This window comes from Sphingomonas citri (genome assembly GCF_019429485.1).
GTDB classification, from domain to species: Bacteria; Pseudomonadota; Alphaproteobacteria; order Sphingomonadales; family Sphingomonadaceae; genus Sphingomonas; species Sphingomonas citri.
In genome coordinates this window covers 282,796-304,349 of the sequence record NZ_JAHXZN010000001.1, presented here as the reverse complement: position 1 = coordinate 304,349, position 21,554 = coordinate 282,796, and the positions used below count along the sequence as shown (strand labels likewise).

Sequence of the window (21,554 nt, the reverse complement as noted above, 5' to 3'; positions counted from 1 at the left end):
AGGGCACGCCCATGTCGAGCCAGCCGCCCGTCGCTATCGTCGTCCTTGCCGCGGGCAAGGGCACCCGGATGAAGTCCGATCTGCACAAGGTGCTGCATCCCATCGCGGGACGGCCGATGCTGCTCCACCTGCTCGCCAGCGCGGCCGCGCTCGCGCCCGAGCGCACCGTCGTCGTGGTCGGCGCCGGGCGCGAGCAGGTCGAGGCGGCGGTCGCCCCGCTCGGCGCCGGGACCGCGCACCAGGCCGAACAGCTCGGCACCGGCCACGCGGTGATGCAGGCCGAGGCGGCGCTGGCGGGCTTCGCGGGCGACGTGCTGATCCTCTACGGCGACGTGCCGCTGGTCAGCGCGGCGACGATGCGCGAGATGCTCGACCGGCTTCACGCCGCCGATTCGCCCGAGGTGGTGGTGCTCGGCTTCCGCCCCGCCGACCCCGGTGCCTACGGCCGGCTGATCGTCGCGCCCGGCGGTGACCGGCTCGAGAAGATCGTCGAATATAAGGACGCCAGCGACACTGAGCGCGCGGTCGACCTGTGCAACACCGGGCTGATGGCGGTGCAGGGCGAGCGGCTGTTCGCGCTGCTCGCGCGGCTCGGCAACGCCAACGCGGCGGGCGAATATTATCTCACCGACGTGGTCGAGCTGTCGGGGCAGGCCGCGGTGATCGAGGCGGCGGCGGACGAGGTCGCCGGGGTCAACAGCCGCGCCGAGCTGGCCGCGGTCGAGGCGACGTGGCAGCAGGCGCGCCGCGCGCGCGCGATGGCCGAGGGTGCGACGCTGCTGGCGCCCGAGACGGTGTGGTTCGCGCACGACACGGTGGTGGGGCGCGACGTGACGATCGCGCAGAACGTCGTCTTCGGACCCGGCGTCGAGGTGGCGGACGGCGCGACGATCCACGCCTTCAGCCATGTCGAGGGCGCCAAAGTGGCGAGCGGGGTCGAGGTCGGCCCCTATGCGCGGCTGCGGCCGGGCGCGGTGCTGGAGCAAGGCGCCAAGGTCGGCAATTTTGTCGAGGTGAAGAACGCGGTGCTGCACGCCGGCGCCAAGGCCAACCACCTCAGCTACATCGGCGATGCCGAGGTCGGCGCCAAGGCCAATATCGGCGCCGGCACGATCACCTGCAACTATAACGGCTATCTTAAGAGCCGTACCGTCATCGGAGCGGGGGCCTTCGTCGGCTCCAACTCGGCGCTGGTCGCCCCGGTGACGATCGGGGCCGGCGCCATCGTCGCAGCAGGTTCCATTATTGTCCGGGATGTTACGGAGGATTCACTTGCCTTGGCGCGAGGTCGGCAGGAAGAGCGCGCGGGTTGGGCGGCGCGCTTCCGCGCGTCGATGAAGGCGAAGAAGGGCGGCCAATAGCATGTGCGGTATCGTCGGTATCCTCGGCCACGACGACGTGGCGGATCGCCTGCTCGACGGGCTCAAGCGGCTCGAATATCGCGGCTATGACTCGGCCGGCATCGCCACCGTGGTGGACGGCCAGATCGCGCGTCGTCGCGCCTCGGGCAAATTGATCAACCTTCAGCGCGAACTCGCCGCCGATCCGCTGCCGGGCCACACCGGCATCGCGCACACGCGCTGGGCGACGCACGGCGGCCCGACCACCAACAACGCGCACCCGCACGCCACCGACGAGGTGGCGGTGGTACACAACGGCATCATCGAGAACTTCAAGGCGCTCCGCGAGGAGCTGATCGCCCGCGGCCGCGTCTTCACCAGCGAGACCGACACCGAGGTGGTCGCGCACCTGATCAGCGAGAAGGTCGAGGCCGGCGCGGCACCCGAGGACGCGGTGCGCGAGGTGCTGCCGCGGCTCCACGGCGCGTTCGCGCTGGCGATCCTGTTCCGCAGCCATCCCGACCTGCTGATCGGCGCGCGGCTCGGCTCGCCCTTGGTGGTCGGCCACGGCGACGGTGAGACCTATCTCGGCTCGGACGCGCTCGCGCTCGCGCCGCTGACACAGCGGATAGCGTATCTCGAGGAGGGCGACTGGGTCGTCTGCACGCGCGACGGCACGCAGGTCTACGACCGTGACAATGCACCGGTCGAGCGGCCGGTGACGATCTCGGGCGTGACCGGCGCGCTGATCGACAAGGGCAACCACCGGCACTTCATGCAGAAGGAGATCTACGAGCAGCCGATCGTGGTCGCCCAGACGCTGCGCAGCTATCTGCAGCGCTTCGAGGGGCGGATCGTCCTGCCGATTCCCGACTTCGACCTCTCCGGCATCCGCCGCGTCACCATCGTGGCGTGCGGCACCAGCTTCTACGCCGGGATGGTCGCCAAATATTGGTTCGAGCAGTTCGCGCGCGTACCGGTCGACTTGGACGTCGCGAGCGAGTTCCGCTACCGCGCGCCGGTGATGGAGGAGGGCGGTCTCGCGCTCTTCATCAGCCAGTCGGGCGAGACCGCTGACACACTCGCCGCGCTGCGCCACGCACGCGCCGAGAAGCAGGTGATCGCGGTGGTCGTCAACGTGCCCACCAGCACGATGGCGCGCGAGGCCGACCTGCTGCTGCCGACCCATGCCGGGCCGGAGATCGGCGTCGCCTCGACCAAGGCGTTCACCTGCCAGCTCGCGGTGCTCGCCGCGCTCGCCGCCAACCTCGCCAAGGCCAAGGGTCGGCTGACCGAGGCGGAAGAGCGCAATATCGTCCGCCAACTCGCCGAGGCGCCCGCCGCGATCAACGGCGCGCTGGCCTATGATGAGTCGATCGAGGCGATCGCGGGCACCGTCGCCGGCGCGCGCGACGTGCTCTACCTCGGCCGTGGCACGGACTATCCGCTGGCGCTCGAGGGCGCGCTGAAGCTCAAGGAGATCAGCTACATCCACGCGGAGGGCTATGCCGCGGGCGAGATGAAGCACGGACCGATCGCGCTGATTGACGAGCATGTCCCGGTGGTGGTGATCGCGCCGACGGGGCCGCTGTTCGACAAGACCGTCAGCAACATGCAGGAGGTCCAGGCGCGCGGCGGCAAAGTGCTGCTGATCAGCGACTATGACGGCGTCGAGGCGGCGGGCGAGGGCTGCGTCGCGACCATCACCATGCCCAAGGTCCACCCGCTGATCGCGCCCCTGGTCTATGCGGTGCCGGTGCAGCTGCTCGCCTATCATGTCGCGGTGGCGAAGGGGACCGACGTCGACCAGCCGCGCAACCTGGCGAAGAGCGTCACGGTGGAGTGATGCGGACGAAGCTTCGGCGGGCGCAGCAGCGCGGAGCCGCGGCACCTCGTTCTGTCCTCGCCCTCACCTCTGGCGTCATCCTGAGCGTGTCTCAGGATCCACGGTTCCGCAGGCGTATGACTCGTCGCGTGAGAACCGGTTGCGTGCTCCTGCCGACGCAGGAGCCTAGAGCGACGCGCGGCCCTCGTGCGGGCCTGGGCTCCGGCGTTCGCCGGAGCACGGTTCCATCGAGATGGATAGCCGTTGGCCCACGGCACGGCACGGTGGATCCTGAGACAAGCGCAGGATGACGGCAGGGTGGGGAGGGTCGTCGCTCCCCACCGCCTCACCCGCTGTCGGTGACCTCGTCCAGCACCACCCGTAGCAGCCCGAGCCACGCCGCCATCCGCTCCAGTTCCGCCAACAGCCGCGGCATCGTGTCGGCAGGCGCGTTCGGCTCGAGCGTCACGCGCCGCGCCGCCAGCACGCCCGCGGCACGGTCGGCCTTGAGGTCGACCCGCGCCACCAGCGCCTCGTCGAGCAGGAAGGGCAGCACGTAATAGCCGTGCTGCCGGCGCTCCTGCGGCACGTAGATCTCGATCCGGTAGCGGAAGCCGAACAGCCGTTCGGTCCGTCCGCGCTCCCACACCAGCGGGTCGAACGGTGCCAGCAATGCCGCGCATCGCACCCGCCGCGGCGCCGCGGCGTCACGATGCAGCCACGCGCGCTGCGGCCAGCCCTCGACGCGCGCCGGCAGCAACACCGCCGCCTCCGCCAGCGCCGCGATCGCATGGTCGCTCTCGGCGGGGCGCAGGCGGTAGTAATCGCGCAGGTCCGCCGCGGTCGCCACCCCGAGCGCGCGGGCGGCCCGCTCTACCAGCCCCGCCTGCGCCACCTCGGGCGAGGGCGTCGGCAGTGCCAGCACCGACGCGGGCAGCACGCGCTCGGGCAAATCGTACACGCGCGCGAAGCTGCCGCGCCGCGTCGCGGTGGTGATCCGGCCCGACCAGAACAGCCATTCCAGCGCGTGTTTGGTGTCGCTCCACTCCCACCAGCCGCTGCGGCTCGCACCATTCTCGAAATCGGCCGCGGTGAGCGGACCCTCGGCGGCGATCCGCTCCAGCACCGCCATCGCGCGCGGTCGATCCTCACCGGCGAAGCGACGCAGCCGCAGATAGCCGGTCTCCCCGCGCTCGGCCCGGGCCATCCGCCAGCGCAGCAGCGGGTGGAGGTCGAGTGGCAGCAGCGACGCTTCGTGCGCCCAGTATTCGAACAGCCGACGCTGGCGGAGCGGCCCCCAGGCGCCGCGCTCCAGCAAGCCGCGATCGTAGCCGCCCAGCCGCGCGAAGGCGGGAAGGTAATGCGCGCGCGTCAGCACGTTCACGCTGTCGATCTGGAACAGGCCGAGCCGCTCGGCGGTCGCGCGCAGCTGCGCAGCGCCAGGGCTCAGGGGCAACCGGCGGCCGAAACCCTGCGCCGCGAGCGCGATCCGGCGCGCCTCGCGCTGCGAGAGGGTCAGCGTCATGCGCGCCTGCCCTGCCGTCCACCAGGCGGCGGCGTCAACCCTCGGTCAGATCAGGCGGCGCGCGCCACCAGCGGTGACGTGCCGGCGCGCACATGCTCATCGATCGCGGCGACGATCGGCTCGATCAGTTCGGGCGGGAGCGTGTGCCCCATGCCCTCGATCTCGAGCAGCCGCGCGCCCGGGATCGCGCGCGCGGTCTCGCGCCCGCCCGCGGGGGGTACCAGTGGGTCGTCGCTGCCGTGGATCACTAAGGTCGGCGCCGCGATCGCGCGCAGCCGCTCGGTGCGGTCGCCGTCGGCGACGATCGCGGCCATCTGGCGCAGGAAGCCGGTGGGGCAGCGGTTCCGCAGCGTCTCGGCGCGGATCCGCTCCGCCATGATCGCGTCCTCCATCGGGAAGCGCCCGCTCACGGCGCGGCCGGCCATCGTGCCGTGTGCGACGATTGCCTCGATGTCGTCGCTGCGCGGATGGCGCAGCAGCAGCGCGGTGGCGCGCATCGACGGGCGCGAGCAGCCGGGATGGCCGGTGGTCGACATGATCGAGGTGAGCGAGGCGGCGCGCTCGGGCCAGCGCGCCGCCATCAGCTGCGCGATCATCCCGCCCATCGAGGCGCCGACCAGATGCGCGCGCTCGACCCCGAGCGCGTCGAGCACGCCGACCGCGTCGGCCGCCATGTCGGTCAGCGTATAGGGAACCGGCGGCACGCGGCCGAACTGCTTCTGCATCACCGTCCAGACGATGCTGGGCACGCCGGCATGGTCGAACTTGGTGGAGAGGCCGACGTCGCGGTTGTCGAAGCGGATCACGCGATAGCCGAGCGCCGCGAGCGCCTCCACCATCGCGGGCGGCCAGCGCACCAGCTGCGCGCCCAGGCCCATGATCAGCAGGATCGCGGGCCCGTCGCGCGGGCCGCTCTCTTCCACGTCGATCTCGATCCCGTTCGCTCGTACCAGCGTCATCATTCACTCCGTCCCGGGCGCGCCTCCCGCCGCGCCCTCTGCCTGTATGATAGGCGTCATATCACCGTCACGTGAATGCAACATTTCCATCCTGGTTCCGCTGCGCCGCGTCCCGTGATAGCGCAGCAGCTTCATGGCCGATCGCCTCCACCTTGACCGCTTCCTGCCCTATCTGCTGTCGGTCACCTCTAACCGGGTGAGCGACCGAATCGCGCGCGCCTATGACGCGCTGTTCGGGCTATCGATCCCGGAGTGGCGGCTCATCACGCTGATCGCGGAGCACGCACCGATCACGCAAGTCGAGCTGGGCGAGCGCAGCCGGATGGACAAGGTGACGGTGAGCCGCGCCGCTATCGCGCTGACCGGGCGGGGCCTGCTCGAGCGCAGCCCCAACGACACCGACCGGCGCTCGCATCATCTGCGGCTGAGCACGGCGGGCGAGGCGCTGTACGCCCAGGTCGCGCCCGAGGCGAAGGCGCTGGAGCGGCGCATCTTCGGTCGCTTCACCGCGGCCGAGCTCGACCAGTTCACGGACATGCTGCGGCGGATCGACGCCGCGGTGCAGGAGGAAAGTTGAATGGCGCAATTGCCGCTGATCGCGGGCGTTGAACTCGGCGGGACGAAGTGTATCGCGGTACTGTCGCGCGGTCCGGACGCGATCCTTGAGGAAGTGCGCGTGCCCACCACGCGCCCGGAGGAGACACTCCCCGCGCTCGAGGCGGCGCTCGACCAATGGCGCGGCTTCGCGGCGATCGGCGTGGCGAGTTTCGGTCCGGTGTCGATCGACCCGCACTCGGGCGACTATGGCAAGATCACCTCCACCCCCAAGCCGCACTGGGCGAACACCGACGTCGCGCGGCGCCTCGGTGCGCGCTACGGCGTGCCCGTCGGCTTCCACAGTGACGTCGTCGGCGCGGCGCTGGCCGAGGCGCGCTGGGGCGCGGGGCAGGGGTTGCCCGACCTCGCTTACGTCACGGTGGGGACCGGTGTCGGCGCGGGCATGATCGCGCATGGACGCCCGGTCGACGGGCTGACCCATTCCGAGTTCGGCCATATTCGGCCACCCCGCGTCGCCGGCGACGACTGGATCGGTGCCTGTCCCTATCACGGTGCCTGTGTCGAGGGGCTCGCCGCCGGCCCCGCGATCGCGGCGCGGACGGGGATCAAGGGCGAGGACCTCGGCGCGGATCACCCCGCGTGGGAGACGGTGATCGGTGCGCTATCGACGCTGTTCGCGACGCTGACGCTCACCGGCGTGCCGCGCCGGATCGTACTGGGCGGCGGGGTGATGGTGGGCAACCCGTGGCTGCTGCCGCGGCTGCGCGCGGCGACCGCGGCCAATCTGAACGGCTATGTCGCGCTGCCCGAAGTGACGGACATGGACACGTTTCTCGTCCCGGCCGCGCTCGGTGGCAACGCCGGGCCGCTCGGTGCGGTGCTGCTCGGCGCCTTGGCGGTGGAAGACCGGCTCGGCGCCGCGCTGGCGGGGTAGTGGTTCGGAAGGGGTGGAGCGAGCGGCGCATGCTGCATGCCTCGCCCGCGAAGCTCTGGTTCGGCTTGTCCGAAGCGCTGGCGGCGACTCTTGTCCAGGGAGGACGCTCGGTACTGCCGAGGATCGCCGCCGTAGGTAATTGCGCGGTGTCTCTCAGTTTCTCGCTGCGACATCCGCGGTACACTCCTCACCTCTCGTCATCCCGGACTAGTTCCGGGATCCAGTTCTCCGAGAGCAGCGGCTATGCGCATCGGCACGGTGGATCCCGGACCAAGACCATCCTGAGCTCGTGGACGGGTTGGGGACGACGGAAGAATATCGCAGAGGATCTTGGAAAGGCGGCGCGGGCAGCTCAATACTGGCAAACCCACGCCTTGTTCTTGTCACCTGCCGCCACTCCGACACCATCCTGGTTTCCACTGGCGAGGCTGAGGCGACACTACGGAGGATGACGTATGTCGCGCCGCGGCGGATATCTCGCGCCGCGACGTGCGCGGGAGGATGCAGGGCTTGGATACGTACCCCCAGGCTGCTGCCCATCGAGTGGCCTACCCTCCACTGCGACCCTCCCTTCGAGCGCGACGAGCGTACGCGCCTCGGTCGACGCCGACGCGGGCGCGCCTTCGTCACGGCGCCAGACCCATCATCATGTCGTTTGCCTCTCCGACATGACAGGCGTGACGGGCGCGTCCAACAGTGGCGCGAGCGCATCGACAGGGCTGACGGTCGGCAGCGCCGCGAGCGCTTCCTCAAGTCGTGTACCGCTAACGCTATTCAGCGGTCCGCTGAGCAGGCCGAAGACGCGGCCGCTCGGCTTGGCCTCGAAGCCCGCGGCGTAGCGCTGGTGCAGCGAGCCGAGATCGCTCATTCGCCCGAGCATCGCCAGCGCGATCGCGTGACGCAACACCACGATCTGCTCGACGTCGCTGAGCGGCGCCGCGGCGCGGGGCAGCAGCGACTGGTCCGCGACGACGAGATCGGCCCAGCGCCGCTGCTTCCACAGGATCTCGCTGCGCAGCGCGGCACTGTTCGGCACCTCCGCCAGGATCGCGACGGCCTGGTCGACCCGGCCGAGCTGCGACAGCGCGATCGCCTGGATACGCTGGCGCTCCGCGATCATCGCGGGCGTATAATCGCTTCTCGCGGTGGTGCGCAGCAGCGTCACCGCGTCGCCCGGCTTACCGGCGAGGATCTGCAGCGTGGCCACGCGCGCGGAGAGCGGGCCCTGCGCGATGTCGCTGATGCGATAGCGCAGCTGGTAGGCGAGCAGGTCGGCCGCCTGCTGGTACAGACCCGCTTGGACGAGGCGCTGCGCGAAGGTCTCGATCAGCTGATTACCGCTCGCGCCCGGCGGCAGGATGTCGCGATAGTCCCACAACAGGGTCGCGCTGCGCGGTAGCGGCGTGGTCGCACCCGGGCCGATCAACGCCTCGAGCTGGCGCTGCACCTCGGCGCGGAAGTCGGCCGGGCGGCGGGTCACGTCGAAATAACGGAGCAGCGCACCGCCGGCGGCGAGAGCAGTGGCGTGGTCGCCGCCCTCGGCCGCGAGCCGGAAGGTGAGCGCGCGCGCACGCTCCTCGACAGCGTCGCCGCGCCAGGTGAAGGTGAGCGCGTTCAGCTGTTTGATCGCCGCCTCGGGCGCGAGCGACCGGTCCGCCAGGCCGACCTCGATCAGCCCCAGCCTGGCGGCCGCGCGGTCCACTGCCGGCCCCTCGCGCTCTATCTTGCCGAAAAGCGTGCGCGCCGGGGCATATTGCCCCTCGAGCGCCTGCGCCCGCGCGCGCAACAGCGTCGCGGTAGGGTGATCCGCGGGCATGCCCGCGAGCACCGCCGTCGCCGCTTCGGGCCGACCCGTCTCGAGCGCGACCATCGCGATCGCCAGCGTGAACGGCGTCCTTGCCACCGCCGGTCGGGCCATCAGTGCGGGCGTGGCGCAGCTCACCAAGGCGCGCGCGGCCTCATATCGAGCGAGCTCGGTCAGCGCGCGTAGCCGCCAGGCACAGCGCTCGGCGCTCGGCGAGTCCGTCACGCCGGACGGCGGAGTGAGCGCGATAAGCGCCTCATTGTCGTGGTGCGCGAGCGTCAGCGCGGCGCCGTAGGCGAGCCGGAACGAGTCGAGCAGCAGCAGATCGGGCTCGTCCTGACGCATCGTCTCGAGCACGCCCAGCGCCTCGGCGCCGCGGTCCTGCCCGATCAGGCTGCGGGCGAACGCCCAGCGCGCCGGCTGCCGCTCGCTCGAGGAGACGCTCAGCGCGCGCCAGGATGCGGAGTCGGGCACGATCGGCCACGCCGCCTTGCCGCTGGGCAGCGGCAGCCGCGCGAGCGTCGGCGCGAAGGTGGCGCCGCTCGTCTGCGCGGTCGCGCCGCCGGCGGCGAATGCCAGCGCGAGCGCAGCGGTAAGACGCGCCCTCACGACAGCACGTCCGGGATCAGGCCGAGCAGCGCCACGCCGGCACCACCCGCGGCGGTCGCGGAGAGGAACAGGCCGATCAACGGCCACGACGGCCCATCCTCGCCGCGATCGCGCGGAGCTGTCGAGGGTTCGACCTCTAATGGGGCATCGTCCCACGGGCGGTCACGCTGCTCGACGCGCGACGCCGGTCTCTCCCTGTCGCGGGTGATCACGCGATAGCGTGGCGGAAGGTTTCGTCCGGGCATTGACCATCCATCGAGTTGCTCGTCCTATCATAGGAGCGGATGAGCGGCGCGCGGTGGCGCCGCGTCGCTTTCGGAGGATCGCTTGAGACGCTCGCTGCTGCGTGCCCTGCTGCCGCTCGTGCTGGTTGCGGCTGACCGCGGCGCCGACATCCGCGGCTACATTACCGACCGCCCGATCGTGTACGTCGATCCGATCGAGCTGCCGCTGTTCGAGGGCGGGACGATCAGCGGTCGGATGCGGGTGCGACTGGCCTTGCAGGCCACCGACTCCAACGGCGCACTGCGGCTCTACCAGCAGCGGCCGGAGGCGCGGTCGGCGCTGCTGATCGCGCTCATCGACTTCGATCGCGCCGAATGTGGGCCGCTGGCGCCGATCAATGCCGAGCGGATGAGCGGCGTGCTCAACCGCGCCATGCAGCGCACGGGGATGAGCGACGCACGCCGGGTGTTGATCCTGGAAGTGACCAGCGAACCGATCTGAGCGACGCTGACTTCACGACCTCGGGTGGGAGGCGAGCGCGGATGGGTCATGCACGTTGCGCGCTGGTCCCGGTGCGAACGCGGGGCGACAGGGTCTCAGCGAACGCGTCGCCGAGCTGTTGCCGCCAAGGGCCGCTACGACGCGCGCGCCCAGCGCGCGCTTCGATACGCGAGCCTCGTGATCGCAGAGCGTCATCAGCGCCTCCTGAGCACCGCTGCCACGCCGATCCACCCGGTAGCTGACGCGCCGGTCGCGAGGGCCCTTGTCCGCGATACGCGATCATCGAGAAGCCGCTGCCAACATCGAGCTCGTCGCAGGAGTTCCCGTTCGACGTCCGTGTGGAGACGCGCGACCCGCAACTGGCGCGCTCCGACGCGCTCGGCGACACCGCCGGCGGCGACTTCCGCGTCCAAATCGACGCGAGCTGCGGGCTGATCGGCCAACAGATCAACGTGCCGACGGCGCCCTACCTGTAACCGGCCGCCGTGTGTCGCTTTGCTGACATCATTACGGGCGAGCGCCGGGGAAGCATTCGGGCTGGCTACCGCTGAAGTCGCGCAGTGCCAGCGAAATGCGCCAGGCGACGTGGTCCGCCGCGGGCCCAGCATGAGGGGGCAAAGGATCACGGGTCAGAGGCGCTTACGACCGGGCGATGACGCCGCCCGGGGGCCGGCATGCACCCGACACTGCGGCGTCGATCAGTTCGCGTTGCACGGCATGCCATAACCGTGCGCGACTTAGGTCGCAGGTCGCGCCGGCTGGGCTGCGGACCTAGCGGGCAAGCCGCCGGCGTCAGCGGGGGCGAGCGGCGGGGCGGCGATGCGCGGTGTGCTCACCCGCGGCGCGGCCGGGCCCAAGGGGGACGGGTCAGTGCGCGTCGGTGCCGCCGGCTGGTTTACCACCGGCCGCGGCGTCGACGGTCGCGGCGCCGCTGAGGGTAGAGTGATTCCCGCCGCGCTGGCGACGCGCTGCTGCGCCACCGGCATATCGGGCGCGGCACGCCCGGCGAGCGCGGTGCTGAGCCTCAGCGCGGCCGCGGGGGTCATCGCCCCCATCATCAGCGCCAGCGACCGACCGCGCATGCGCCGCGCGACCTGTGCCTGCAGATCGATGTCCAATGCCGCGAAGACGGACGCCGCGCGATTCGGCTTCATCGTCTGATAGATTCGCGCGAGATCCTCAATGGGTTGCGGCGCATCGCCGTAGCCGCCCGCCTGGTCGGCACGCGTTTCGTCGCCGCGCCGGGCACCGAGCTGCGACTGCACCCGCTGCTCCAGCGCCAGCGCGCTCTGCTCGCGCAGCTCCGCCGCACGATTGCGTCGCGCGATCGCTTGGTCACGCTCGCTGATGCTCTGCGCGATCGCGTTGCCGAAGCGATTGTCGCTCACCGCCTCGGTCGCGCTCGTTCCGGCCACCGCATGCGCGATCGTCGAGGCCGCCGCGGCGCCGGCGGTGAGCGTGAGCAGCGAGGGACGCAACAGGCGTTTGGTCCAGCCGCGCGCCGGCGCCGCTGCCACACTGGCGGGATTTAGGGGATCTGCAGAAGCTACGCCAACGCGCGCGGCGGGTGGAGGAACAACTTGCTGGGTCACGATCGGGATTCCTTGGCGGCGGCTTCGGGCGACGAGTCGGCGCGATCGACCTCACCTGAGGGCAGGTGCTCGCTCTGATCGGTCGAGGAGGGCGCATCGGCCGCGCGGACAGCCGCGAGTGCTCTTCCGCGACCATTGCGGCCAGCCTTCTCCACTCCATCCGGCCCGTCGGTAGGTGCCGGCGAGGATCGGCCGGGCATCGAAGCTGCGTCCTCGAATTCCGCGCTCGCTTCCTGCGCGGGCGACGAAGACGCTCGTCCCACCGGGTCTTTGGCGGCGCTCACATCGGCCTCAAGGTCGCGGGGTGGCGCACCGCGAGCGCCGTTCGCCGCCGCCAGGATGCGTTCGGCGACCCCGTTGCCGATGTCGATCATCAGCGACAGCTCGTCGCGCAGGGTGACCAGCTGCGCCCGCAGGTCGCGGGCGCCGCGCACCGCCGCGTCGAGCGGCGGACCCTCCGCGCTCAGCACCTTGGTGAGCTCGCCGAGCGCCTGCTGCGACGTGTCCGTCGCGGCCTCGAGCGAGGCGACCACCTCGATCAGTCCGGCGTGGCGAAGCTTGTGCACGGCGCGCGAGAGCCGCACCGTCTGCACCAACACCGCGGCGCAGAACAGTGAGGTGATGACATTGGTGATGAAGGAGAGGTCGGTCACGACGCCACCTGGCCGATCGGGGTGCTCAGACGGATCGCCGCCAGCGAGCTGTGCGTGCCGATCGTCCCCGTCGCGAGCGGGACACCGCGACACTCGAGCGCGACGCCGTCGTCGGGTGCGCGGTCGAGCGTGATCGTGCGCCCCTCGCTGAGCGCGAGATAATCCTCGATCCGCAGCTCGCGCTCGCCGAGCACGGCGTCGACTTGCACCTCGGTATGCAACAGCTCCTCGGCGATATGGCTCTCCCACATCGTGTTGCGCCCCATCTTCTCGCCGACGAAGCGCTCGATCAGCTTCTCTCGTACCGGCTCGATCGTGGCGTGCGGGAGGACGAGAAGGAAGCGGCCGCCGCGACCCTCCATGTCGATGCGAAAGCTCGCTACCGCGGTTAGATTGGTCGGCGCCGCGATCGCGGCGAAACGCGGCGTCACCTCTACGCGCTCGAGCGTGAAGTCGACGGGCTCGATCGCCTCGAACGACTGGGCGAAATCGTCGAGCGTCTGCTGCATCATGCGCCCGACCAGATGCGTCTCGATGGCGGTGAAGGCGCGACCGTCGATGCGCATCGTATTGGGGGCTCGTCGACCGCCCAGAAGCGAGTCGACCACCGCGTAGACGAGCGACGAGTCGACGGTGATCAGGCCGTAATTGCCCCATTGCTTGGCGAGAAAGACGCCGATCATGGCGGGGAGCGGCAGATGGTCCATGAACTCGGCGAATCGCATGGTGCTGACGCGCTCGGCGCGGACGTCGAGCGAATCGGCGGTCAGATTGCGCATGCTGGTACCGAGCGTGCGGACCATGCGCTCGCACACGACCTCGAGCATCGGCAGTCGCTCGTGATTGGCAACGTCCGCCTCGATCAGCGCGCGCAATCCGGTGCGCCGCGCCGGTCGAGGGGCGCTCTCGACGCCGAAGAGGGCGTCGATGCTCGCCTGGTCGAACGTGTCCGGCGCGTCGCTGCCCGGGCCTGGCTCGACCGTGTCGGTCGGCTTGGCCTGACTTAGATCACTCACCGTGGAAGTCGGCGCGGGACCCGTGGTGGCGGCGTCCCCCGCCGGCGCAGCAGGGCCGGGCCGCGCCGTTACAGCCGAGCCACTCGCTTGTGCGTCGGCCCGCGGGGCGCCGGGATCTCCGGGCGCCGTCGCTCCGGCCGCCGCGGGTGCGCGCACCTCGCTCCGGCGCGGCGTCGCGGCGGCGGTCGAGCGATCGGTGTTGACGCGGTCGCCGCGCGCCGGATCGGTGCGCTCCGGGCGTGCGGAGCCGGGCGCGCGGCCGTCGGGACTGGTGGTCATTGCTCGATCAGGTCCTGGATCAGCACCTCGTTCACGCCATCATGGCCGAGCGCGTCGCGCAACCGGACCAGTATCTCTTCCTTGACCCGGAACACGGCGGCCGAACCGCTGAGATCCTCGGGGCGCAGCTCGCGCAGGAACGATTGCAGCGTGTCGAGGATCAGCGGCATCGCCGACGTGATCCGGCCGACCTGGGCGGAGTCCGAAGCGACGATGACGAAGTGCAGTTTGAGAAAATGCTGCCGGCCGTCGGCGCTGCGCAACGTCACCACCATCGGCGGTACGTCGACGTAGCGCGCGCTCGCGGCCTGGCCGCTCGGTTGCCCGGCGGTCTCCCCGCCAGCGAAGGGCCACACGCCCGCGAGTGCCATGCCACCGCCGATGATCAGGAGAGCGGCCAAGGCGACGATCACCGCCAGCAGCAGGCGACGTTGCTCGTCGCGCGGTTCCGTCGTCACCGCCGCGGGGCCGCGGGACCGGTTGAATCTCAACACGTCGGCTCGTTCTGCCACGTCATACCTCATGCTTGGCCGCGCAATTTCGAGCGGTGAGCCACCACCCGGCGCGGTTGGTCCTATTATAGGGGCGAGCCTCGGGCAGTTGCCGCGACGCGCTGGTTTTTGGTGCGAGGACCGCGCCGATCCCGGTCGCGACGGCGGCGCCGCGGCGATGCAACGTAGAAGGACGGGCGAGAGAGACGGATGGGATCCGACGTATCCACCTATGTGCTGCTGAGCCACCAGGCCGCGCTGCGGCGTCAGCTAGACGTTACCGCGAACAACATGGCGAACAGCAGCACGGTCGGCTTCAAGCGCGAGCAGGAAGTCTTTCGCGAACACGTCGAGCGCGTCCGCCGCGCCCCGATCGAGGACGCCAAGCGCCTGTCGTTCGTGCTCGATTACGGCCAAGTGCATGACTCGCGCGCGGGCGCCTTCCAGGCGACCGGCCACCCGCTCGACGTGATGATCGACGGCCCGGGCTATCTCTCCGTGGAGGACGCGAGCGGTGCGACCGCTTACACGCGCGCCGGGTTCATCACTCTGCTGACCAACGGGGAGCTCGGCACGCCCTCGGGCGCGCCGCTGCTCGACGAGAACGGCCGCCACATCGCGGTATCGCCGGAGGAGCAGGGCAGCCTCGCCATCGCCGGGGACGGCACCGTCTCGACCAGCGCCGGCCCGATCGCACGGCTGGCGGTGACCCAGTTCGACGAGATGCGCGTGAACGAGCGCGGTGACGGCCTGCTCACCGGTGCCGGCGGGCGGCTGCTGCCCGCCGCCGAGACGCGCCTCCGAAGCGGCGGCGTCGAGGGCTCGAACGTGCAGCCGATCATCGAGACGACCAACATGATCGAGGTGCTGCGCGCCTATCAGCGTACCAGCGAGGCCGCCGCCAACATCGACACGTTGCGCAAGCTGGCGATCTCCCGGTTGGCCAAGCCCGACTGACTTTCCTCCGACCTCCTCCTCTCACAACAGGAAAACCTAGATGCGCTCCCTGTCGATCGCCGCGAGCGGAATGCTGGCGCAGCAGACCAACGTCGACGTCATCGCGAACAATATCGCGAACATGAACACCACCGCCTTCAAGCGGCAGCGGCCGGAATTCGAGGACCTGCTGTACGAGCAGGTGAGCCGGCCCGGCGCGGCGACCAGCGCCGACGGCACGCGCGTGCCCGCCGGCATCCAGCTCGGCAGCGGCGTGCGCGCCGCGGGCGTGTATCGTGTCCTGGAGCAGGGAGCGACCACCGAGAGCAAGAGCAAGTTCGACGTCGCGATCCTCGGTCAGGGATATTTCCGGATCGCGCTGCCCAACGGCGAGGTCGCCTACACGCGTTCGGGCGCGTTCAAGCTCTCCGACCAGGGCGAGGTGGTGACGACCGACGGCTATCGCGTCCAGCCTGACATCACGATCCCGAACGGCGCCACCGACGTGTCGATCAGCCCGACCGGACTCGTGCAGGTCAAGCTCGCCGACCAGGTGCAGCTGCAGGACGTCGGCCAGCTCGACCTCGCGACCTTCGTCAACGAGGCGGGGCTAGAGGCGCTCGGCTCAAACCTGTTCCAGGAGACCGAGGCCTCGGGTCAGCCGACGGTCGCCAACCCGGGTCAGCCGGGTTTCGGGACGCTCAAGCAGGGCTATCTCGAGGCGTCGAACGTCAACCCGGTGGCCGAGATCACCGCGCTGATCAGCGCGCAGCGCGCCTATGAGATGAACAGCCGGATCGTGAAGACGGCCGACGAGATGCTCGCCACCACGACGCAGCTGCGGTGAGGATGATGCGGTTCGGGCTCGCGCGCCTCACCGTGGCACTCCTGCCGCTGGTGGGGGCGCCCGCGGCAGCGCAGTCCGCGGCACCAGCGGCGCCGGTCGTTCTGGCGCAACCGGTCGCGGCGGGCGCCGTGATCAGCGCCGACGATCTGCGCGTCTGGGACACGGGCGATCCGCCGCCGATGCGTGGCGCGTTGGCGGCGGCGAACATCGTCGGTCGGGCCGCGGCGCGCCGGCTCGCCGCGGGCGCGGTCGTGCGCGAGGGCGACGTGCGCGCGCCGCAGGTCATCCAGCGCGGCGAGCCCGTGACGCTCGTGCTGCGCAGCGGCGCGCTGACGATCAGCACCCAGGGCCAGGCGCTCAACGCCGCCGGCTTGGGCGAGCCGGTTCGCGTGATCTGCGATTCGACCAAGCGCACGCTCTCGGGTCGCGCCGAGGCGCCGGGCCGAGTCGTGGTCGCCGGCTGAAGGAAGGAAGAGCGTGATGAGACTGCAGCCCTACCGCGGCGTCCTGCTGCTCGCCGCGATCGTGCCGCTGCTCGCTGGCTGCGGTTCGGTCGGCCGACTGAAGGCAATCGGCAAGCCGCCCAAGATCGAACCGGCGGAGACCCCGGTGGCACCGACGGTGACCCCCTCGCTCGGCGACCAGGCGCAATATGGGCGAGACCCTTCGGCGATGACCGAGCCGGGCGGCAGCGCCTCGCTGTTCCGTACCGGCGCCGGCGCCTTCTTCCATGACCAGCGCGCCTCGCAGGTCGGCGACATCCTCACGGTGCGGATCAGCATCGCCGACAGCGCCACGCTCGACAATAAGTCGAGCCGGGCGCGAAGCGGCAACGACAGCGTCGGCCTGCCCAATTTCCTCGGGCTGGAGAACACGCTGAAGAAGGTGCTGCCGTCGGGCGCCAACCCGGCGTCGCTGCTCGACACCAAGAACGCGTCGGGCAGCACCGGCACGGGCAACACATCGCGCAGCGAGCAGATCAACACCGTGGTCGCTGCCACCGTCGTGGGAGTGCTGCCCAACGGCAACCTCGTGATCCGCGGTCACCAGGAAGTGCGAGTCAATTTCGAGCTGCGTCAGCTCCTCGTCAGCGGCATCGTCCGACCGCAGGATATCGCGCGCGACAATAGCGTGCTGAGCAGCCAGATCGCCGACGCCCGCATCAGCTACGGCGGCCGCGGGCAGATTACCGATGTGCAGCAGCCGCGCTGGGGCCAGCAAGTGATCGAGGCGGTCTCTCCGTTCTGAGCCGCGCGGGTCCGCGGCTGATCTCGTCTCGCCACGCCCGAGGACGTGAACGGCACGTGGCGACGCGCCGCCGAACACGTCCCGGTCTTGCCTGAGCAGCGTCCGCGACTTGATGCGGAGGACGCTATGGGGCGACCGTGAGTCCGGCGCTGTGCAGGCGCGATGAGGAGGCCCGTCACAAGCTGCAGCAGTCGTCTTGATCTCATCCCTCGAGCGCAACCTGGTCGGTCTGACGAAGGGGCTTGTCAGTTAGGCCGTCGGGCGGCGTGCACTCTTCTGACGGCTTCGTGAAGTCCGGCGTCGCTGCCGCGAGGAAGAGTGGGTCGCCAGTCCCACGACGTCGTCGCATACAGTACGGCGCTTTCCGCGAGAACCCAGAGCGCTGAAAGGATCCAGGGCGTTACGCCATACCACCTCAGCGCATCCTCTTTTGGCCACCTGGATCGCCTGGGCCACTCCACGATCTCACCCTAGGGTACCGGCGCTGACCGTCGCCTCGAGCGGGCGTGACAGGTCGGCGCGCACGCGGCTCCGTTGATCGCTTGGTTAATGACCCCTTGTCGACGCCGTGCGCTGCTGCGAGGACAGGGAGTGTCGAAGGCGCGGCACGGAAACCGGTCGCGTCGAAAGGGAGAAAACTATGCGTGTTCGTACCGTCCTGATCGCCGCCTGCGGACTCGCGATGCTCGCCGCCTGCTCGAAGAAGCCGGTCACGCCGCTGCCCCCGCCGCCGCCGCCGGGCGCGGTCGCCGGCAGCAGCGCCGCCGACCGCGACGGTGACGGTATCGTCGACGGCTATTACACGTCGGACGGCATCTATCACCCCTATGCGCCGCCGGCCCCGCCGCCGCCGCCGCCCGCGCCGACCCGTCGCGGAGAGCGCGGCTGATCGCTGACGCGTCGTTGCGGCGAGCGGGGCGTTGGCGCACGGCGGTGCTGCTGCTGCTCGCCGCCGCCGCGCCGGCCGGCGCCGAGCGAGGAGCGGCAGCAGCCCCACGAACCGCATCGGCGCGCGCGACGGCCGACGACGCCGCCGAGCGCGCCGTCGCCGCGGCGCTGCGCGACCGCGCAGGGGGCTGGATCGGGCGGGTCTATGCCGAGCGCGGCTATCGTCCGCTCTGGGCCGCCGACGGCCGCCTCGGTCCCGCCGCCGACGCGCTGCTCGACGACCTCGAGACGAGCGCGCTGGACGGGCTCGTCTCAAGCTATGGCGCGCGCGATCTTCGCGCTCAGCTCGCCGGCGCACGCCAGCGCGGCGACGCCGACAGCGTCGCGCGCGTCGAGCTGGCGCTGTCGAAGGCGTTCACGCGCTACGTCCGCGACCAGCGCCGCGCTCGCGACGTGGGGATGATCTGGGCCGATCCGTCGCTCAAGCCGAAGCGCTTGAAGTTGGAGGCGGTGCTGCGCGCCGCGACTTTCCCGCGATCCTTCACCGACTATGTCGCCGGCATGGAGTGGATGAGCCCGCATTACGTTCGCCTCCGTGCGCTGGTCGCGCGCGCACGCCGCGACGGCGTCGCACCTGCCGATGAGCAGCGGCTTCGCCGCAACCTCGAGCGCGCCCGGCTGCTACCCGGCCCGTGGACGCGGCACATCGTCGTCGACGCCTCGTCGGGCCGACTTTGGTATTATGAGGCCGGCCGCCAGGTGGGCACGATGAAGGTGGTGGTGGGCGCGCGCGAGACGCAGACGCCGCTGCTCGCCGGCGTAGTGCAATGGGCGATCGTCAATCCCTATTGGAACGTCCCGACCTATCTCGCCCGCAAGAGCGTCGCGCCGAAGGTGCTGGCGGGCCGCTCGCTCGCCTCGTTGCGCATGGAAGCGCTGAGCGACTGGAGCGCGGCGGCGCAAACGTTACCCGCCGGCGCGATCGACTGGCACGCGATCGCCGCCGGCACGCGCGAGATCCGGCTGCGCGAGCTGCCGGGGCGCGGCAACTCGATGGGGCGGGTCAAGTTCCTGTTCCCCAACGACGAGGGCATCTACCTCCACGACACGCCCGACCGCGAGCTGCTCGACCGCGACGACCGCCATCTCAGCAACGGCTGTATCCGGCTGGAGAAAGCGCCGGTGCTGGCACGCTGGCTGATCGGTCGCCCTCTGCCGCCCTCGACAAAGAACCCGGAGCAGGCGGTGGCGCTCCAGGTGCCCGTTCCCGTCTATCTCACCTATCTCACCGCGACCGAGAGCAAGGCGCGCGTGGTGTTCCGCGACGACATCTACGGCCGCGACGCCGCCAGGAGCTAAGGCGGCCTGCCGTCGAGCGCCGCTCAGCCCGAGTAAGCGAGGAAGGCGGGCAGGGCGGCGGCGCGGAGCGACAGCGCCGCTGGCGCGGGCGCGCGTCGCAGCGTGACGATGTCCGGGACGGTCGCGCGAGTGTAATGCCAGGCGATCGCCTCGGTGATGTCGGCCTGCAGTGGACGGCTCTCCGCCAGCCAGTCGTCCACCTGCGGTGACATCGTCGACCATCGCCGCCGGCGTAAGATGACGCTCGGCCTGAGTAGAGCGTTCGGCATAGGCGAGGATGAGCGTCGAATCGATCAGCTGTGTGCCGTCATCGAGCACCAGCGTCGGCGCCTTTAGGCCAGGCGTTCCGCCCGGGCGCATCATCGTCTCCGCCGCGCTCCCGAACGACAGTCCACGACGAAGACCCTAACGATCGCCCGTGTTCCTGCCCTGGGCGCCTCGACCCGAGGTGGCCGACTCGCGGCGGTCGGAGGCGCTAGCGCAGCCGCCGGCCCAGCAGGATCAGCAGCAGCCCGCCGACCGCGAGCGCGCTGCCGTAATCGGCCCAGACCCGCTGATCGAGCATGAAGCTCGAACGCGGCCAGTGAATGTAGCCGAGCCCTTGGCCGATCCAGAGCAGACCCATCAGCGCCATCACGGCGCCGAGCACGATCAGGATCGGCCGAAGGCGCATCGGCTCAGCGCTGCGCCAGGGGCACGTAGCTGCGCTGCGTCGGCCCCGTGTAGAGCTGACGCGGGCGGCCGATCTTCTGATCGGGGTCGGTGATCATCTCGTTCCACTGCGCCACCCAGCCGACGGTGCGCGCCAGCGCGAACAGCACGGTGAACATGCTCGTCGGGAAGCCGATCGCCGAGAGGATCACGCCCGAGTAGAAGTCAACATTGGGGAACAGCTTCTTCTCGACGAAATAATCGTCGCTGAGCGCCAGCTCCTCGAGTCGCAGCGCGGTCTCGAACAGCGGATCCTGCACGTTGAGCGCCGCGAACACCTCGCGCACCGTCTTCTGCATCACCGTCGCGCGCGGGTCATAGTTCTTGTAGACGCGGTGGCCGAAGCCCATCAGGCGGAACGGATCGTTCTTGTCCTTGGCGCGCGCGATGAACTCGGGGATGCGCTCGGGCGTGCCGATCTCGTGCAGCATGTTGAGCGCCGCCTCGTTGGCGCCGCCGTGCGCTGGGCCCCACAGGCAGGCAATGCCGGCGGCGATACAGGCGAACGGATTCGCGCCCGACGAGCCGGCGAGCCGCACCGTCGAGGTCGAGGCATTCTGCTCGTGATCGGCGTGGAGGATGAAGATACGGTCCATCGCGCGCTCGACCGCCGGGTTCACCTCATAGGGCTCGGCCGGCACGCCGAACGTCATGCGCAGGAAGTTGCCCGTGTAGCTCAGCGAGTTGTCGGGATAGAGGAAAGGCTGGCCGACGCTGTACTTATAGGCCATCGCCGCGATCGTCGGCATCTTGGCGATCAGCCGGTGGGACGCGATCATGCGCTGCTGCGGATCGTGGATGTCGGTCGAGTCATGGTAGAAGGCGCTCAACGCACCGACGACGCCGCACATGATCGCCATCGGATGCGCGTCGCGGCGGAAGCCGCGGAAGAACTGCGCCAGCTGCTCGTGCACCATGGTGTGGCGCGTGATCGTGTGGCTGAAACGGTCGAGCTCGCCCTGGTCGGGCAGCTCGCCGTTGAGCAGCAGGTAGCAGACCTCCATGAAGGTCGACTGCTCGGCCAGCTCGCCGATCGGATAACCGCGATGGAGCAGCACGCCCTCGTCGCCGTCGATGTAGGTCAGCTTCGACTGGCACGAGGCGGTCGAGGTGAAGCCCGGGTCATAGGTGAAGGCGCCGGTCTGCGCGTAGAGCTTGCGGATATCGACCACGTCGGGGCCGACCGAGCCCGACAGCACCGGATATTCGAGCTCCTTGCCCGACAGGGCGAACTGGGCTGCTTCGGTCATGGAT

Annotated in this window: 23 protein-coding genes; 12 read left to right on the top strand and 11 right to left on the bottom strand. The window is 70.2% G+C overall.

Translation table 11 applies throughout. From position 1 onward, the window contains the following. The first annotated feature begins 11 nt into the window (after positions 1 to 11). Positions 12 to 1,361 carry a bifunctional UDP-N-acetylglucosamine diphosphorylase/glucosamine-1-phosphate N-acetyltransferase GlmU gene (gene glmU / locus KZ820_RS01525; protein ID WP_219746953.1) on the top strand — a complete coding sequence of 450 codons (1,350 nt, stop codon included), beginning with the start codon at positions 12 to 14 and terminating at the stop codon, positions 1,359 to 1,361. Between the two features lies 1 nt (position 1,362). Further along, on the top strand, positions 1,363 to 3,186 hold the full coding sequence (glmS, locus tag KZ820_RS01520; RefSeq protein ID WP_219746952.1) for a glutamine--fructose-6-phosphate transaminase (isomerizing): 1,824 nt from the start codon (positions 1,363 to 1,365) through the stop codon (positions 3,184 to 3,186). 325 nt (positions 3,187 to 3,511) lie between these two features. Here the strand turns inward: glmS and KZ820_RS01515 are convergent, their stop codons facing one another. Further along, positions 3,512 to 4,690: a winged helix-turn-helix domain-containing protein gene (locus tag KZ820_RS01515; RefSeq protein ID WP_219746951.1), complete on the bottom strand. Its 1,179-nt coding sequence runs from the start codon at positions 4,688 to 4,690 to the stop codon at positions 3,512 to 3,514. Positions 4,691 to 4,740: 50 nt separating this feature from the next. After that, positions 4,741 to 5,649, bottom strand: a complete 909-nt coding sequence (locus KZ820_RS01510) for an alpha/beta fold hydrolase (protein ID WP_219746950.1) — start codon at positions 5,647 to 5,649, stop codon at positions 4,741 to 4,743. A gap of 133 nt (positions 5,650 to 5,782) precedes the next feature. Here KZ820_RS01510 and KZ820_RS01505 point away from each other — a divergent pair, with 133 nt between their 5' ends. After that, positions 5,783 to 6,226: a MarR family winged helix-turn-helix transcriptional regulator gene (locus KZ820_RS01505; protein ID WP_219746949.1), complete on the top strand. Its 444-nt coding sequence runs from the start codon at positions 5,783 to 5,785 to the stop codon at positions 6,224 to 6,226. Continuing rightward, positions 6,227 to 7,141, top strand: a complete 915-nt coding sequence (locus KZ820_RS01500) for an ROK family protein (protein WP_219746948.1) — start codon at positions 6,227 to 6,229, stop codon at positions 7,139 to 7,141. 646 nt (positions 7,142 to 7,787) lie between these two features. On the opposite strand, the gene KZ820_RS01495 is transcribed toward KZ820_RS01500, so the two are convergent. Both KZ820_RS01495 and KZ820_RS01490 read right to left on the bottom strand, forming a co-directional pair. Then, entirely contained in the window at positions 7,788 to 9,554 is a 1,767-nt protein-coding gene (locus KZ820_RS01495; protein ID WP_219746947.1) for a hypothetical protein, read from the bottom strand. Beyond that, on the bottom strand, positions 9,551 to 9,766 hold the full coding sequence (locus KZ820_RS01490) for a hypothetical protein (protein ID WP_219746946.1): 216 nt from the start codon (positions 9,764 to 9,766) through the stop codon (positions 9,551 to 9,553). The genes KZ820_RS01495 and KZ820_RS01490 overlap by 4 nt, the downstream gene beginning before the upstream one ends. 115 nt (positions 9,767 to 9,881) lie before the next feature. Here KZ820_RS01490 and KZ820_RS01485 point away from each other — a divergent pair, with 115 nt between their 5' ends. After that, complete coding sequence (locus KZ820_RS01485; RefSeq protein WP_219746945.1) at positions 9,882 to 10,280, top strand: hypothetical protein; 399 nt, start codon at positions 9,882 to 9,884, stop codon at positions 10,278 to 10,280. 338 nt (positions 10,281 to 10,618) lie between these two features. Beyond that, a complete protein-coding gene (locus KZ820_RS01480) occupies positions 10,619 to 10,756 on the top strand; it encodes a hypothetical protein (RefSeq protein WP_219746944.1) in 138 nt (45 codons plus the stop codon). A gap of 261 nt (positions 10,757 to 11,017) precedes the next feature. Here KZ820_RS01480 and KZ820_RS01475 read toward each other — a convergent pair whose 3' ends face one another. The 4 genes from KZ820_RS01475 to KZ820_RS01460 form a co-directional block, all read right to left on the bottom strand. Then, complete coding sequence (locus KZ820_RS01475) at positions 11,018 to 11,797, bottom strand: MotE family protein (protein ID WP_219746943.1); 780 nt, start codon at positions 11,795 to 11,797, stop codon at positions 11,018 to 11,020. A gap of 71 nt (positions 11,798 to 11,868) precedes the next feature. Further along, on the bottom strand, positions 11,869 to 12,465 hold the full coding sequence (locus KZ820_RS01470) for a hypothetical protein (RefSeq protein ID WP_219746942.1): 597 nt from the start codon (positions 12,463 to 12,465) through the stop codon (positions 11,869 to 11,871). A 56-nt stretch (positions 12,466 to 12,521) separates the two neighbouring features. Next, entirely contained in the window at positions 12,522 to 13,820 is a 1,299-nt protein-coding gene (fliM, locus tag KZ820_RS01465; RefSeq protein WP_219746941.1) for a flagellar motor switch protein FliM, read from the bottom strand. Continuing rightward, on the bottom strand, positions 13,817 to 14,332 hold the full coding sequence (locus KZ820_RS01460) for a flagellar basal body-associated FliL family protein (protein WP_308462092.1): 516 nt from the start codon (positions 14,330 to 14,332) through the stop codon (positions 13,817 to 13,819). Before KZ820_RS01460 ends, fliM begins: the two co-directional genes overlap by 4 nt. 189 nt (positions 14,333 to 14,521) lie before the next feature. Between KZ820_RS01460 and KZ820_RS01455 the strand changes: the two genes are divergently transcribed. The 6 genes from KZ820_RS01455 (at position 14,522) to KZ820_RS01430 (ending at position 19,589) form a co-directional block, all read left to right on the top strand. Continuing rightward, positions 14,522 to 15,268 (top strand): flagellar hook-basal body complex protein, encoded by a 747-nt coding sequence (locus KZ820_RS01455; protein ID WP_219746940.1) that lies wholly within the window; start codon positions 14,522 to 14,524, stop codon positions 15,266 to 15,268. Between the two features lie 40 nt (positions 15,269 to 15,308). Continuing rightward, on the top strand, positions 15,309 to 16,094 hold the full coding sequence (gene flgG / locus KZ820_RS01450; protein ID WP_183929975.1) for a flagellar basal-body rod protein FlgG: 786 nt from the start codon (positions 15,309 to 15,311) through the stop codon (positions 16,092 to 16,094). A gap of 2 nt (positions 16,095 to 16,096) precedes the next feature. Continuing rightward, positions 16,097 to 16,558 (top strand): flagellar basal body P-ring formation chaperone FlgA, encoded by a 462-nt coding sequence (gene flgA, locus KZ820_RS01445; RefSeq protein WP_258047822.1) that lies wholly within the window; start codon positions 16,097 to 16,099, stop codon positions 16,556 to 16,558. 16 nt (positions 16,559 to 16,574) lie between these two features. After that, a complete protein-coding gene (gene flgH, locus KZ820_RS01440) occupies positions 16,575 to 17,342 on the top strand; it encodes a flagellar basal body L-ring protein FlgH (RefSeq protein WP_219746939.1) in 768 nt (255 codons plus the stop codon). 640 nt (positions 17,343 to 17,982) lie between these two features. Further along, the gene (locus KZ820_RS01435; RefSeq protein WP_219746938.1) at positions 17,983 to 18,231 is read left to right on the top strand and encodes a hypothetical protein; all 249 of its coding nucleotides are present in this window, start codon (positions 17,983 to 17,985) and stop codon (positions 18,229 to 18,231) included. Between the two features lie 44 nt (positions 18,232 to 18,275). Then, a complete protein-coding gene (locus KZ820_RS01430; RefSeq protein ID WP_308462091.1) occupies positions 18,276 to 19,589 on the top strand; it encodes a L,D-transpeptidase family protein in 1,314 nt (437 codons plus the stop codon). 23 nt (positions 19,590 to 19,612) lie between these two features. On the opposite strand, the gene KZ820_RS01425 is transcribed toward KZ820_RS01430, so the two are convergent. The 3 genes from KZ820_RS01425 to KZ820_RS01415 form a co-directional block, all read right to left on the bottom strand. Further along, positions 19,613 to 19,801, bottom strand: coding sequence for a hypothetical protein (locus tag KZ820_RS01425; RefSeq protein WP_219746936.1), 189 nt, complete (start codon positions 19,799 to 19,801; stop codon positions 19,613 to 19,615). Positions 19,802 to 20,064: 263 nt separating this feature from the next. After that, positions 20,065 to 20,262, bottom strand: coding sequence for a hypothetical protein (locus tag KZ820_RS01420; RefSeq protein ID WP_219748173.1), 198 nt, complete (start codon positions 20,260 to 20,262; stop codon positions 20,065 to 20,067). Positions 20,263 to 20,266: 4 nt separating this feature from the next. Beyond that, positions 20,267 to 21,550 (bottom strand): citrate synthase, encoded by a 1,284-nt coding sequence (locus KZ820_RS01415; RefSeq protein WP_219746935.1) that lies wholly within the window; start codon positions 21,548 to 21,550, stop codon positions 20,267 to 20,269. Positions 21,551 to 21,554: the final 4 nt, after the last annotated feature.